Origin of the sequence: Spirosoma panaciterrae DSM 21099, from assembly GCF_000374025.1 — a bacterium.
In the GTDB taxonomy this organism is placed as follows: Bacteria; Bacteroidota; Bacteroidia; order Cytophagales; family Spirosomataceae; genus Spirosoma; species Spirosoma panaciterrae.
Genome location: NZ_KB893191.1, coordinates 39,386 through 54,228 on the forward strand (window position 1 = coordinate 39,386; position 14,843 = coordinate 54,228).

Annotated in this window: 10 protein-coding genes, 1 tRNA gene and 1 CRISPR repeat array; of the genes, 2 read left to right on the forward strand and 9 right to left on the reverse strand. The window is 52.7% G+C overall.

Annotated features, from left to right (window positions below):
- Window positions 1–284: 284 nt before the first annotated feature.
- Genes cas6e through B153_RS0119415 form a run of 7 tightly spaced genes read right to left on the reverse strand, consistent with a single transcriptional unit; the run spans window position 285 to window position 9,119 of the window.
- Window positions 285–941, reverse strand: a complete 657-nt coding sequence (cas6e, locus tag B153_RS0119385) for a type I-E CRISPR-associated protein Cas6/Cse3/CasE (RefSeq protein ID WP_020598401.1) — start codon at window positions 939–941, stop codon at window positions 285–287.
- Window positions 928–1,758 (reverse strand): type I-E CRISPR-associated protein Cas5/CasD, encoded by an 831-nt coding sequence (gene cas5e, locus B153_RS0119390; RefSeq protein WP_040761712.1) that lies wholly within the window; start codon window positions 1,756–1,758, stop codon window positions 928–930. The genes cas6e and cas5e overlap by 14 nt, the downstream gene beginning before the upstream one ends.
- 11 nt (window positions 1,759–1,769) lie before the next feature.
- Window positions 1,770–2,969, reverse strand: coding sequence for a type I-E CRISPR-associated protein Cas7/Cse4/CasC (gene cas7e / locus B153_RS0119395; RefSeq protein WP_020598403.1), 1,200 nt, complete (start codon window positions 2,967–2,969; stop codon window positions 1,770–1,772).
- Window positions 2,970–2,989: 20 nt separating this feature from the next.
- Window positions 2,990–3,583 (reverse strand): type I-E CRISPR-associated protein Cse2/CasB, encoded by a 594-nt coding sequence (casB, locus tag B153_RS0119400; protein WP_020598404.1) that lies wholly within the window; start codon window positions 3,581–3,583, stop codon window positions 2,990–2,992.
- The gene (gene casA, locus B153_RS0119405; RefSeq protein WP_020598405.1) at window positions 3,580–5,193 is read right to left on the reverse strand and encodes a type I-E CRISPR-associated protein Cse1/CasA; all 1,614 of its coding nucleotides are present in this window, start codon (window positions 5,191–5,193) and stop codon (window positions 3,580–3,582) included. The genes casB and casA overlap by 4 nt, the downstream gene beginning before the upstream one ends.
- A gap of 8 nt (window positions 5,194–5,201) precedes the next feature.
- Complete coding sequence (cas3, locus tag B153_RS0119410; RefSeq protein WP_245564913.1) at window positions 5,202–8,102, reverse strand: CRISPR-associated helicase Cas3'; 2,901 nt, start codon at window positions 8,100–8,102, stop codon at window positions 5,202–5,204.
- A gap of 24 nt (window positions 8,103–8,126) precedes the next feature.
- On the reverse strand, window positions 8,127–9,119 hold the full coding sequence (locus B153_RS0119415) for a helix-turn-helix transcriptional regulator (RefSeq protein WP_020598407.1): 993 nt from the start codon (window positions 9,117–9,119) through the stop codon (window positions 8,127–8,129).
- 155 nt (window positions 9,120–9,274) lie between these two features.
- Between B153_RS0119415 and cas1e the strand changes: the two genes are divergently transcribed.
- Window positions 9,275–10,237: a type I-E CRISPR-associated endonuclease Cas1e gene (cas1e, locus tag B153_RS0119425; RefSeq protein WP_020598409.1), complete on the forward strand. Its 963-nt coding sequence runs from the start codon at window positions 9,275–9,277 to the stop codon at window positions 10,235–10,237.
- A gap of 2 nt (window positions 10,238–10,239) precedes the next feature.
- On the forward strand, window positions 10,240–10,524 hold the full coding sequence (cas2e, locus tag B153_RS0119430; protein WP_020598410.1) for a type I-E CRISPR-associated endoribonuclease Cas2e: 285 nt from the start codon (window positions 10,240–10,242) through the stop codon (window positions 10,522–10,524).
- Between the two features lie 46 nt (window positions 10,525–10,570).
- Window positions 10,571–13,587: a CRISPR direct-repeat array (repeat unit 29 nt; unit sequence ATTTTCCCTACACACGTGGGGATGGACCG).
- Between the two features lie 270 nt (window positions 13,588–13,857).
- Here the strand turns inward: cas2e and B153_RS0119435 are convergent.
- Window positions 13,858–13,931, reverse strand: a tRNA-Arg gene (locus tag B153_RS0119435).
- 53 nt (window positions 13,932–13,984) lie between these two features.
- Window positions 13,985–14,782 (reverse strand): enoyl-CoA hydratase/isomerase family protein, encoded by a 798-nt coding sequence (locus B153_RS0119440; RefSeq protein ID WP_020598411.1) that lies wholly within the window; start codon window positions 14,780–14,782, stop codon window positions 13,985–13,987.
- Window positions 14,783–14,843: the final 61 nt, after the last annotated feature.

Here is a 14,843-nt window from a genome sequence, read left to right on the forward strand (position 1 = left end):
GTAAACGGTTCATCCCCACATGAGTGGGGAATAGGCACCGATGGTATACCAGCCGTTACGGTCGGGCGGTTCATCCCCACATGAGTGGGGAATAGTCCTGCCCACCAATCCGGTCGTTCGGCCCATGCGGTTCATCCCCACATGAGTGGGGAATAGACTGGAAATTTGCGTAAAAATGAGGTTTTTGCGGGTCAAAGAACATTTATGTCATAAGGCAGACATAGGCATATAAAACCAGCCAGTACCACCGAATCAATGGGTACTGGCTGGTTTATGCTGGGAAATTATTGGGGTCGTGCTACTGAGATTAGCCCAAAACCAAATGCCTTAGCTGGGCCAATGCCACTTATCAAGGCCTGTTGCAGTAGGTTAGGTTGAGACACCTGCAATAAACCGTCGAAACGAACTCCATAAAGTGGAATCGCATTTTTACCTTGGCTGCGTCGGTCAGCACCCAGCCAGAAATCATCAGTGGTTGCATACAACACCTGAAAACCATGCTGCTCTCCTTTCCGACGCAGCCAGACATTGGCAGGTGTGGAGCCATCTTCCTGTTCAATGTTGAGCAGTGCAACCCGGCGCCCCTGACTTTTGCCTTCCCGCTTTTCCTTTTTTGTCGGATTCGCTACCAGCCGAAATGCCAGGGTTTGCCCTACTGAAAAAGCGGGGGATATAGGTTTTAACTCAGGCCGATTCAGAAAGTAGGCTTCCGGCAATTCGTTCCAGTTCGGCTCCGTCAGCGACTGAACCAGTACGGTGGGCAGCGCTGCTCCGTAGCCGACTGATTCCAGGCGAAACAAAACGCCGTGTTGAGCGCGGTAGTCAACGCCCGATTCTGTCTGGAAAGCGTGGGACAGTGTCCGGTGCAGTTCGTAGGGGGAACTGACGTCGCGCAGGGCTTCCCGGCAACGAGGGTTTAAGGTTAGTTTAGACAGGTACATGGCTGTGGTTGATGGTATAGATAAGTACATCACGCGGAGCAAATCGGCGTGGTTCGAAAGAGAGGGGCACGTCTGCCCGCTGTACTTGCCGAACGGGCGTAAGCGTCAATCCGTCGATAGTTGATGAGGCTTCCCCAGCATCGACAACATACCGAAGCGCTGGCATAATCGGAGTCGAGTTGTCGCCCTGCGGCCCCCAAAACTTCCGGGCACGCTGGCTTAAGTTCAGCCAGGCGGTATCCTGAGTGGTGAGTAATGCCTGAGCCAGGGGCTGATTGACCACACTTACCTGTGCTGGCTGATCTGAAGCCGCAACCGTGGCGTACCGAAGCGGCAGACTGGGCAGAAACGCCTTACGCCCCAGCCGTAAGGGCCAATGAGGTTGGTTCAGGGCTTCGTCCAGTGCCCGTAAAAGGGTTTCGTCGTCACTCTCCAAACCTACCAGAAAATAGGCATCGGCGAGGTAGTAGCGTTCAGAAAGTACGGTCTCCTGTAAATCGCTGTCTGAGACGGGTTTGCCCGGTCGCAGTTTAGCTTTGGCCCGTAGCACGTTCTGCGCGGTATGGTAATCGCGTCGAACAACCCCTTCCTGGACCACCCGCACCCCGAAGCGTAGAGCCGACAGGTCGGCCAGGGTACGATTTTTTCCGGCTATTAAATGAGTCGGCGTGGCCCGATCCCAGCCGAGAGCCGCACACAAAATCCCGATCACTCCGCTTTTGGATGGCTCTGTCAGGGTTTCGCGAATACCAAATCGACTACTGACACCCCACGACTGCATAGGCCCAGCCAACCGCATGAATAAGGTATATGACATAGACAGGCAGATTAGGCGTTGATCGAATTACCAAGCGATGCAATCAGAGCCGAAACCTCTTCCTGCACCGAAACACCCGCTCCCTGAAGTGCCTTTACGGCTGCATCAGCATCATCGAGCAATACGCAGGAAGCCGACCCATTGAGGCCATACATCTTTTTGAGTTTGGTATAATGGTGGCTCAGCGCATCGATGGCCCGTTCGGTCAGGCTCTGGTCTTTTGAGGGTTGAATGGGTTTCTCAAAGGCATTTGCCAACGAAACCGGCTGCCCACTTTCCCGCACAATAACCATAATGAAGGCGGGTAGCGAATGAGCGGCAAAGGTGTTTTGCTTACCAGATGGACGCGCCTGAATAAATGCCTCGGCAAAAGCAATCACTCCCTCGCGGGCCGCAGCGGCATCACCGCCTAAATTGCCAACCAGCTGGTTCCAGTCTACACAGGCAAAGCGGTAGAAACACGATGAGGCAAAACCCACCGTCCCAATCATACCGGCTCCGGCGTTATCTTCCGGCTGTAGGTCGTCAACAGCCGTAAAGTAATCGAACTCCATGTTCATGCGGTTGACCGAAATGGCGTGGCTCACCTGACAGGCTGCATCGATGTTTTCGGTAGGGCTGTCGGCCAGCATCCGACCAAACAGAGCTACATCCACCGACCGCACATGTTTTGGATACGTTTTCTTGTATTGGTCGGCCAGAGCCACAAAAGGCTTAACGGCCTCAGCAATTGCCTTGTCATGGTCTTCTTTACCTTTCTTGTCGCCTTTAGCAGGTGGGTTAGACCGGAGTGTGGCAATTTTTTCAGCTACAGCAGCGGTTTCTTCACCGGCCTCTAGCAATAGCGCAGCAGATCGCTGTAACTCTTCGGCACCGATATACAGCAGATAATCGGTCATACCCTTATCGTTCACACCGTATAGAGCCTCAAAAAACTCTTCGGCCATTGCTTTGGCTCGCGCTTCGGTTTGCCCACCCTTTACAAGCAGTTTAGCCACTTCGATAGGTGCCCGCTTGGTGCGTTTCCCAAGCCGGTCATGCATCAGGGTTTCGAATACTTCAGACGTTCGCACTGAACGTTTCAGGCATTGCGAAGAAATGCGTTGCCGCCGGTAGCCGCCAAAGTCGCAGTCTTTAGGTGCTCCACTGTCGTCGCGGTTCAGGTTTGAGGGCGGAAAGTTCTGAAGGATGTGAAATTCAATGGTTTTCATGGAATGAATTGGTTTGGGGTTTATACGTTGGTTTGGTTGATAACTTCGGGGGTTTCCATATCTGAAGCGGCTCCGCCACAAGCGGCCTGCCAGTAGTCCCGCGCCCAGCGTCGGCGGGTTTCGTCAGTATCCCAGGTTAGTAAATCGGTTAGGAGTTGCCCAAAATCAATAGGTATTCTGTCAGCCGTAGCAATTCGTTGGATGATGTTCCGCAGTGGTATCGCCAAATCTTCGACTGGGGTGTCGAGCAGGGCGGAGAAGCGTAGGTCAAGGCTATCCTGACCTACGCTAAGTTCGTACCGTAACTTCCGAAGCGAGGCCCCCATTGAGCGCCGTTTAGTCTCTTCGCTGAAGCGCGGCAACTTCAGTTGGTTGCTTTTATCCCAGAATTTGGTGGCATAGAGCGCAAACAGCGTAGCTATCAGCCGGTAGGTATCGAACGTCAAATTGTCGCCGTCGGGCAAGTGTTGCCCCAGAATACGCACATCGCGGAAGTCACCCAAGGGGTTAGTGGCCGCCCGACGCAGTTCGGCCAGATTGGCGCGGCCAGTGGGCCCTTTTTGTCGTTCCAGAAAGCTGATAAACTCAGCCTGTTGGTTGGTAAGTCGATTCATACTGTTTCGGGTTTATTGCTTTTATCGGTTTTAGGGTAAAGTGTTCCATGTCTGAGAACCAGTTCAGCCTCGGCCTGTGCCTGTAACGTACGAGCATCCTGCTGAAAGGACTCCAGTGCCTGACGGAGGGCTTTTTGTGCGGTCTGGCGGAGCGTTGTTTGCCAGCGGTGTTGTAGGTTTTGTAATTCCTCACCTTCGACAGGCACTGTAGCAACCTGCCCCAGAAAAGTATCGAACACGCTACCCAGGATCAACCAGTAACGACTTTCGGCATCAATCATCTGCACAAAGGCATCGCGGTCGGCCCGTTCTACATCGCCAAGGCGAACACCCCAGGGCTTATTAAGCCGCACACGGGTAGCAAAGGCCCGAACAGCCTCGCGCAATCGACCGGCTACTACGCGGGCATCGTCCGTTGACGCCTGAGGTGAATCAATCATTTGCTGTAAAGCGATCCAGCGACTTGGCTCATTGATAATGCTGGGATAGATGGTTACCCGCTCATGCCGCCAAAGCTCCACTTTTGCCTGATCGTTCACCAGTCCAAACACGTCGGCCAGAAGTGGTTCATGGCGAGCCATATCAAGGCTATCAAGAGTGCTGGGGTCGGCAAGCCACTCAAAGGTGCGGGGGGCATGGCCCTGATGCTCACGTGCCATCATGTAGATAGTACTATCCTGCCAGAGCGCCCGGGATGTGCTGAAGCGTATCGGTAGTTCACCTATCTTTTCGTTGTAGTAATAAGCCAGATGGGGGTCGTCGAAGAGCCGCTCCATTTTGCTACCCTGATTATACCGAACCCCCACAGCCACTTTTCCATCCGAATCCGTTATGAGTTGCAAACGGCGGCTCTGGAAGGTAAACAGACTCCGTACACCATATACCTGCCGGTCTTTGAGGGGCTTTGGTGGGTCCTGCGTTTCCCAAGTAGCACTATGTGCGTCTTTATCCACATTTCCCCAAACCTTTTCAGTTGGTGCCAGATTGAGCAGTAATGCCCGGAATAAGGAGGTCTCTCCATTGACCGAACCACGCAGCCAGAAAAAAGCGCCACCAACCAGCGGCCCGTGGCATAGGTTGAACGGCTGCGCTACTCCCCCTCCCAAGGCGGCTGCCTGACAGCATACCAAAGCGCGGGCGGCTTCGGCAAACGTCATGATCTGCGGAACACTGTCGAGGTCATGGCTAAACAGAAGGGCGTTATTGCCACTCGTAGCTGCGTGTTGTAGCCGCGACAAAGGCGAAATCTCTTTCGCATCGGTTTGCGGATGGCCGTAGAAGGGTCTCACCGGCGACAGTAAATCGAAGTGCGTAGAATACTGACGTAAATAGTCATCTATCCTACTGGCATCGAACTGTCCAGCATCCCAGGTGTTGAACCAGTCGGTTTCGTTGACCAGTTCGGGAAACACCGAGGCTACCAATGCCGCTAAGAGCCGGTTGAGCGAAATGGTTTCCAGCGGGTTATCGGTGGCTAATTCGGCAATATCGTGCGCCCGGATAAGGGCTTCGCGTAGCCCCACCGCTGCGGGTGGAGCCGTTCCGGCGTACCGGTTCCCACGCCACCTAACAGGTAGCCAGGGTTCTTCGAGAAGGTTGAACGTAGTCATGATAAGTATTAGGGTTTATTGTAAATCAATCCCAGCCGGTCATTCAATTCTAGGCGAATGCCCCCAACTATAGCTTTATTATCAGTAAGCTCGATGAGCTGAAAGCGTTTGAGTAATCGGTTTTCTTCCTGCTGTTTCTGCCAAGCTTCGTTCGGCTCTTTCCACAAGGCCGAGACAATGCCGCCCTGGCTAATCCGTACGGCTGCGCCGAATATAGAGCGCAGCAAGTCAGGCGTCATAAACAGTTTTTTGCCACGCCGAATCAACGTGTCCCCATTAGGGTTTAGGCTCCACCCGTCATCGGTGCGATGCAGTAGCAGTACCTCGGCATTAACGCCTTCGGGGTCACGGGTAAATGCCTGTAAATGCTTCGGGATATTGCCGTTCGGGTTATCTTCATCTTCAGTCAGCAGTGTTTCTTTTGCCTGGAATAAATCCTGCATATGGTTTGGCGGAGGAATCAGCCGCCCGTCGGCATCGGCCTGTTGACGGCCATTTCGTGCGCTCCAGTCCTCATCGGCCTTTGCGTAATCAGCCTGAGTAGCAGGATTTAACGGTTCAGTAAAGCGAAAGTTCTGGTTATAAACCCGTTCAACCAGTTCGCGATAGCCGGGTAGCGTTCCATCACCCAGCGGCAATGCCCAGCCCTTGCTTTGCTGTAGTATTGTCCATGTTTGCCACAGTAGTTTACGGCCGTAAATGCGCCCATTAGCCGACAACTCATCTACATCCGGCAGGTCGCCCGGTTCGGCTTCTGGACAGGCGATATATAGTTTAGGATTTTCATAACCAGATGGTCGGTTATCGCGCTGGTGACGATGTAACCGTCCGGCTCGTTGCAAGAGCAAGTCTACCGGGGCCAGGTCAGTAATCATGGCGTCGGCATCGAGGTCCAAACTCTGTTCAATGACCTGCGTCCCTACCAGCAAACCGGGACGGCCAGGGCGTTTGGGGCCAAATCGTTCGCGGGCTTTTTCTTCCCGTTCCTGCCGCCATGCCTGAGGCATACGGGCGTGGAGCAACAGCCGATCTTCAGATGGTAGCAACGTGTCATCGTCCAGCAGGTCGAATAATTGCTGCGCCCGGTCTACTTTATTGCAGATAATCAACACCGTAGCTCCTTCGCCAATGAGCTTTCGGGCCAAATCGGCCATTGTGGTAATCTCCTCGGAACACCACTGGAAATGGAGCCGCTGGCCCCGTTTGCTATCAGGTTTAAAAGGGTGTAACGCCATCCTGCCTCCAGCCGACTGCCAGGCAACCGGATAAGGATCCAGCGTACTATCCTCTACCGAATCGGTCTTTGTACCCCAGGCTGCAAGCATTTGCTGTCGAGCTTCACTAGGCAGTGTGGCCGATAACACAACGACGTTGATGTCCAACGCCCGAAGCCACGGCAGCAATCGCCCGAAAAGGGTGTTCATGTAGGTATCGTAGGCATGGACTTCATCGAAGATGATGGTCTTGCCGCAAAGCGCGAAAAGCCGTAGAAAGAAGTGTTTGGCGTAGAGAACGCCCAGAAAAAGCTGATCTACCGTACCAACGCCATAGGGTACCAGCAGTGCCCGTTTTTTCGGCATAAACCACGAGAGAAGCCGGTTCTTAGCCCCCATATCGCCCGGTAATATCCGCTCGTCATCATCGTTATCTACAATAGAAGCGGTCAAGTTGGCAACCACCAGCAGGGACAGAGCATCCTCGCGTAGCAAGTCATTTCCGTGGACAAGCCGTAGGGCAGCCTCATCACCCACATGCGCACCCAGCAGTTGTTTTTTGGAATTACCCGTTAGAAAAGCGGCCAGCCGGGGATACAGACCATCTGAGGTTGACTGCGAGGGCATGGCCGCGTAAATACCCTGACCAAACCGCCCTGCCAGATAAAAAGCTGCTTCGGTTTTACCCTCGCCAGTGGGGGCTTCTATTATTATAAGGTTAGGAGCATTCTTATTCAATAATACTTTACGAGCGATGCTTTGCAATGGTCGTGGCCTATTACCAAAATGAGCCTTAAACGATTTGACCCGTAGTTTGGCCTGATGTTTCAGCCCAGCCAGTTCATACGCCTTCAATGCACCCTCGTGGCTACTTTTCAGGTAATTCGACAAATCGTCGTTGGCTTGTACCTGGTGGTCATAGCACGTTTGCATGGAACCCAGCCAGTCGGCCAGGGTAGCCCACCCGGCAAACGCCATCATCCAATCGGGCCAGCCAGTTCCTGAACGGCGGTCAATGGACTTTTGGTGAGGGACTGGGGGCCAATCGGCACTCCATACCTTGAAAACAGCATTGGCTAAATCAAGCTGTGCCTGTTTCCAGGGGCTATCACCCAGAACAGCTACTATCCGTTTATCCTCCGCTACTCCATCCGTTATACGTCGTAAGCTTAACTTGCCATGATGAATACCTACACAGGTAGCCAGCGCATCGAGCAAAAATTCGGGCAGTGGTTTACCCTGACGGTCTTCGTCAATGTCAGCGTGCAGCCAACGGCGTACAATGGCGATGGATGCATGACCGTGATGCAGTCGATTCGCTTCGGGATGAATGTGTAACCCCGCATCGGCTAGTTTTTTGACAACCTCCGGTGCTGCGCCCGGTATGCCCTGAAAGCTCGGAATTCCCTTGCCCAGATCGTGTAATCCAATCCAGATGCTGAGAAATCGGCCTGCCCCAGCCAGCGACATACCGATACCGTCAGCCATTTTCTGTTTGAGCGACAGGGGTAGAAAGTTGTCCCATAGTATTTGGGCGGCACTACCTACGTCGATGAGGTGCGCCCAGAGCGGGTGGGTCCAATCGGCGGGTAGTCCGTCGATCTTTTCCCGATTGGTTTTGGCCCAGAAGAGCCGCCAGATGTCCATAAAAAGGGGATTGGTTGATACGGTGGGCAAGCTACTTCGGAACTGCATCTGAAGTGGACATTTCGGCGTCCACTAATCGTTCTGATAACGGGCTATCAACTCTTCGGCTTCCTGCCGTAACCGTAGGCGCAGTTCGGCAGGTTCAAGTACGGTAATTCCGACACCCCAGCTCTGGCAGAACGATCGCAACTCTTCAAAGCCTTCCAGTTCATAGGAAACCACCAGTCTACCATCGGAGCGTTCGGTTTCTATCTGTTGAGAACTATGATATTGTCGTTCGTGGAAGTAGCGGGCTTTCTCTGGCTCTACCAGCAGCCGAAGGGTATAGACTTCGCCCGAATTGATAGCCCCCATCGATGCCCAGAAGTAGGTAGTTGGGTCGAAGTCATCGGGAATCTCAAAATAGTTTTCCGGGCAAGGTACAACCTGACTGATTCGAGTTAAGCCAAAGTTGCGAATCGCCCGTCGCTCATGACACCAGGCAATCAGCAGCCACGCTCGTCCACGTTTCACGAAGCAGTAGGGGTCAATCTTTCGGCCAACCGAATCGGTACCGGTTTTAGCCGTGTGGTAATTAATCTGAACAGACTGCCGCTCATCCATGGCGGCTTCCAGTGCCCGGAAGTTTTCGAGCGCGATGAGGTCGGCAGGTGAATTATCGAAGTGCCATTCCTGCAAGGGTTCTTCCAAGTCGAAGACATAGGTGACTGGCCGGGCACGTTCCAGCAATTTGTCGAAAGCCCGTTTGAGTGGTTCAAAGTGGGGTGTTCCGGCCAGAACCGATCGGCTGGCTTTGGCCGCGATGGCCAGTGCCCGGAGTTCACTATTATCGAAATCAAGGGTTGGGATCTGAACGTATTGGCGGTCGGTCGGTAGCGAGAAGATGCGCTTTCTTCCGATTCGATGCTCCTGTATGGGTAGGCCCTGTTGTTTTAACTGCCCAAGTAATCGCTGTACCTGTTTGTGACTTAAACCGGTAAGGTTGCGAAGCTGACCATAGGTAGGTTGTTGACCGCTTTGTAAGCATTGGCGAATAACCGCCAGGGAAGAGGTGGGTTGAGACATGGTATGGTTAAGGTGGGTGAAGGGTCGAATATTAGGAAAATATATTCATATTACAAGCGGCTTGTTGCTGGTGAGAAAGAGTTGCTGGACATGCATATGTCCACTCAAGTAGACGAGGAAATACACATTTGTCCACTCACATTAAAACTCTTTTTATGAAGCACAAACATACGATGCGCGATTTGCCTAAAATCAGGGATTCGCTGTCTTACCTTTATTTCGAGTATGGCCACCTCGAACAGTCGAAACTGGGCGTTGAATTTGTTAATAAACAAGGTAGTATTCCGGTGCCGGTCGCCAGTCTGGCCGCGTTGTTGCTAGGGCCTGGCACAACGGTAACCCACGGTGCCATCCGAACCGTTGCAGAGGCTGGTTGCTCCATTGTTTGGTGTGGCGAACAGGGAGTTCGCTGTTACGCCCAGGGAGTTGGCGAAACTCACAAGGCGTACCGGCTGATGCGTCAAGCTGAATTGTCAGCAACTCCCGAAATGCGCCAACAGGTTATCGAACGTATGTATCGGGCGCGTTTTCCCGAGCCACTACCACCGGGGCTACGAATCGAACAGATTCGTGGACGGGAAGGGATTCGTGTTCGGGAAGCTTATGCCGATGCTGCCCGTCGGTTTGGGGTAGACTGGAATGGGCGAAGTTATAACCGGACTGATTGGGAGGATACCGATCCGGTGAATAAAGCTCTTTCGTCGGCCAATGCCTGTTTGCACGGGTTAGTCCATGCCGCCTTACTTTCATCGGGCTACTCGCCAGCACTGGGATTCATTCACCAGGGCAAGCAGTTATCTTTTGTGTATGATATTGCCGACCTGTATAAAATGCAGGTGACGGTGCCAGTAGCCTTTTCGGTGGTGGCTGAAGGGGTATCTAAACCAGAAACGCTGGTGCGCAAACGTTGCCGGGATGCATTCACAAATTTGAAGCTGTTGCACCGTATTGTTCCCGATGTTGACAGGTTGTTGCGTCTGGATGTGGAATCCGAAGCTCCCGATGGCTTCGACCCCGACGATGACCCCGCTTTGCCGACACCCTGGTGGAGCAAACCTGCTTCTATAGATCATAATGTGGCTGGAGCGCTCGACCGGGAGCCGACTAAACCTCAATAGCTATGATGGTGCTAATGGTAGAACGGGTTTCGCCTTCGTTGCGGGGCGACCTGGGGCGCTGGCTGATCGAAGTGCAGGCAGGTGTGTTTGTTGGGCGTGTAAGTGAATTAGTTCGAGAGGCACTTTGGGAGCGTGCGACCAATCGAGTTGATGAAGGAACCGTTACGATGCTCTGGCGAACCAATAACGAACAAGGTTTTGATATGCGGACTTGGCAACCCAGACAGTACGTTCCGATCAATATTGACGGCATCTGGTTAACTTTGCGTCCGGGTGCCAATACATAATGTTCGTTTTAGCTATAAAACAGGCCCATACGCGCAGTTTTTCAGTATTTTCCCTACACACGTGGGGATGGACCGTAGCGATCATTCATTTGAGACATTAACCCTTTATTTTCCCTACACACGTGGGGATGGACCGCCACCATACCCGCCAGAATGGGCAGTAACAGGATTTTCCCTACACACGTGGGGATGGACCGACTTCCGGGGCTGGGCCTTCGATCCGGCTAATATTTTCCCTACACACGTGGGGATGGACCGAGCAAGAACGAAACAAGGAAATGCTGCGGGAGATTTTCCCTACACACGTGGGGATGGACCGTACCCTGTTCTCGGTAAAATACTTGTTGGTGCATTTTCCCTACACACGTGGGGATGGACCGATTATAGCCCATGTCTCTAGCTTTTTCTTGAAATTTTCCCTACACACGTGGGGATGGACCGTGAAATAAGTCAAGCGACACGGAAAAGCCGAAATTTTCCCTACACACGTGGGGATGGACCGGGCTGAGGGGTACAGCTACGAGGAACTAGCCGATTTTCCCTACACACGTGGGGATGGACCGATGTGACAGTCACCTCAACTGGACAACTCGAAATTTTCCCTACACACGTGGGGATGGACCGGGCTGAGGGGTACAGCTACGAGGAACTAGCCGATTTTCCCTACACACGTGGGGATGGACCGATGTGACAGTCACCTCAACTGGACAACTCGAAATTTTCCCTACACACGTGGGGATGGACCGGCTTCGGAATTTATCCGAAGCCTTAAAACCTGATTTTCCCTACACACGTGGGGATGGACCGGCGGCAACACTGGGTTTGGCCTGGGTTTTTACATTTTCCCTACACACGTGGGGATGGACCGAGATAAAACGCTTTTGAGTTGGGGGATGTTTATTTTCCCTACACACGTGGGGATGGACCGAATTAGTTTATATAGTACACGAGCAAAAGATAATTTTCCCTACACACGTGGGGATGGACCGAACCGTAGCTGCGGCGACTGCTGCCTGTTTGAATTTTCCCTACACACGTGGGGATGGACCGGATGCAGTAGAGAATAATGCCTGCGTAGATAAATTTTCCCTACACACGTGGGGATGGACCGGCCCACAGGGACCTCCAGGTACAGGTGGATCGATTTTCCCTACACACGTGGGGATGGACCGTTTGCTGTACTCGGTAGCCAGCCGGGCGTTTTATTTTCCCTACACACGTGGGGATGGACCGAAGCAGGTGACGGGCGGGAACTGTGGATCAAAATTTTCCCTACACACGTGGGGATGGACCGGACCAGCGGAACGGCGCTGATGAGTAGCCCTAATTTTCCCTACACACGTGGGGATGGACCGTGTTGCTGTGCCGCCACTGATCGAAACCGCACATTTTCCCTACACACGTGGGGATGGACCGGCGTATGGATTTAAACCGGACGGTTCCCGGGAATTTTCCCTACACACGTGGGGATGGACCGGCCAGTACCATAACCCCGAGTCCAGTGAACGCATTTTCCCTACACACGTGGGGATGGACCGATCCAGTTTATCGGCGTTGGTCATCGTGAAGGATTTTCCCTACACACGTGGGGATGGACCGAATCAAGGGGTTTTGTTTGGTTGCAGCAGGTGATTTTCCCTACACACGTGGGGATGGACCGTAATATCGCTCGGTTTCCGAGTTCGGCTAGTGATTTTCCCTACACACGTGGGGATGGACCGAATCAAGGGGTTTTGTTTGGTTGCAGCAGGTGATTTTCCCTACACACGTGGGGATGGACCGTAATATCGCTCGGTTTCCGAGTTCGGCTAGTGATTTTCCCTACACACGTGGGGATGGACCGGGTGCCAGACCATCCAGCACCCGGTGGGGTTAATTTTCCCTACACACGTGGGGATGGACCGGCGAAATTCCCTGTTATTACAGTTATGCTACTATTTTCCCTACACACGTGGGGATGGACCGTCTACCGCCAGCCGCAAAACTGCTATACGGGGATTTTCCCTACACACGTGGGGATGGACCGACATACACTGCCGAAAGGCGAACCAAGGGTGGATTTTCCCTACACACGTGGGGATGGACCGATCGTCTTACCGGTGGCCGGTGGTCTTTAAACATTTTCCCTACACACGTGGGGATGGACCGGGTGCCAGACCATCCAGCACCCGGTGGGGTTAATTTTCCCTACACACGTGGGGATGGACCGGACGCATTGGCGATTGATGAACGATTTGTTAAATTTTCCCTACACACGTGGGGATGGACCGCCAGTTGAGCCTACAGTTACGTAGTCGACAGCATTTTCCCTACACACGTGGGGATGGACCGACTATTCTGCCGATCGAGCCAGTACTCAGCTCATTTTCCCTACACACGTGGGGATGGACCGGTTTCCGTGTCGGAGAGGGGCGAGGTGCGGCCATTTTCCCTACACACGTGGGGATGGACCGCAGCTTGCTCGTACCTCATCCGAGCTAAAAGGATTTTCCCTACACACGTGGGGATGGACCGGACTCATGAAGCTAGGGGGCTTTGGCGGAGGTATTTTTCCTACACACGTGGGGATGGACCGCGATTAAGCGCGACAAGATGGATTCAGACGGAATTTTCCCTACACACGTGGGGATGGACCGACATTCAGAAGGATTACACAGTCTAACTAACCATTTTCCCTACACACGTGGGGATGGACCGGATACAGGCGAAACGGCACCGGATGGCGATTAATTTTCCCTACACACGTGGGGATGGACCGGTAACTGTCAACCTCACGAAGGCCCGTTTTTAATTTTCCCTACACACGTGGGGATGGACCGAAAGGTGGTCTTGTTCCAGTCCTATCGACAAAATTTTCCCTACACACGAGGGGATGGACCGGTGTTTGGTCAGGAAAACATCGTAGCGGCCCGATTTTCCCTACACACGTGGGGATGGACCGAAAGTAAACTTGGGATTGAAGCTCTGCCCATCATTTTCCCTACACACGTGGGGATGGACCGCATATTACGCTCCACCTTCCAGCAGGAGTTAAATTTCCCCTATACACGTGGGGATGGACCGCTAAAATGTCCAGGGTCATTGATAAGCGCATCAATCATGAATCGTTGGAGAATGTGGCAGAATGGCTATCACATAATAAGGCCAGCCAGAAGAGAATACCTTGTGGAAAGTCCAATCAAAAAGGAACCATAAAATAAATAGTTCTGAAAGATGGCTTTTAGGGGTTATAGGACGGTGAAATACAGGATAGTAGAATGTGTGGTATCCCTTGTGGTGACCCTAAACGAAAAAACCACTTAACATTTTGTGTTAAGTGGTTGATAATCAGAGTGCACTCGTAGGGATTCGAACCCCAAACCTCCTGATCCGTAGTCAGGTGCTCTATCCAATTGAGCTACGAATGCATTTCCCGTTGATTGGGAGTGCAAAAGTAGGAAGAAAAAGCACGATTGTCAATCTATCTGCCCGAAAAATTTGGTTTTCTTTTCATCAGGAAAGCGCCAATGCCTTCCAGGGTATCGGTCGATCGCCCTAAAGCGTCCTGATTGTCAGCTTCTTGTTCGAGCTGGTGGTCAAGGTCTGAATACAACGATTGATTCAACACTTTTTTCATGGCTCCAATAGCACGGGTAGGGGCTGACGCATAATAGGCTACTACGTCGTTTACAACATCGTCAAGCTTGGCTGTGGGAACAGATTGGCTTACCAGGCCCATTTGAGCGGCTTCGGGACCATATACCCGGCGCCCTGTACTGCATAATTCAAACGCGCGTTGTGGGCCGATTAGCCGAGGGAGGAAAAACGTAGAGCCTGCATCCGGCATCAGGCCGATGTTGACAAATATCTGGCTGAAATAGGCTTCGTCTGCACATACAATTAAATCACAGGCCAGGGCTAATGAGCAGCCTGCCCCAGCCGCCACGCCATTAATTCGCCCAATTACGGGTTTAGGTAGGTTCCGAATGGCGCGGATCATGGGATGGTAGGTACTCCGCAACGAGTCGCCCAGGTGTAGAGAGCCGTCCGATGAGGCCGCTTTGGCAAACCCCTCTTTAAGATCGGCGCCCGACGAAAAAGCTTTGTCGCCTGCACCAGTCAGCACGACAACCCGTACCCGATCGTCGGCGCCAGCCGCTTCGATAGCTACGGTGATATCCTGAATCAGTCCGGGGCTTAAGGCATTATATACCTGGGGGCGATTCAGGGTGATTCGGCAAACGGAATCGTTGATCTCGTAAAGTAAGTTTTCGTACATACCAGGTAAAGCGAATAATTTGTCAAGTATAGCCATTGGTGGGCAGCTAAACCACGACAAT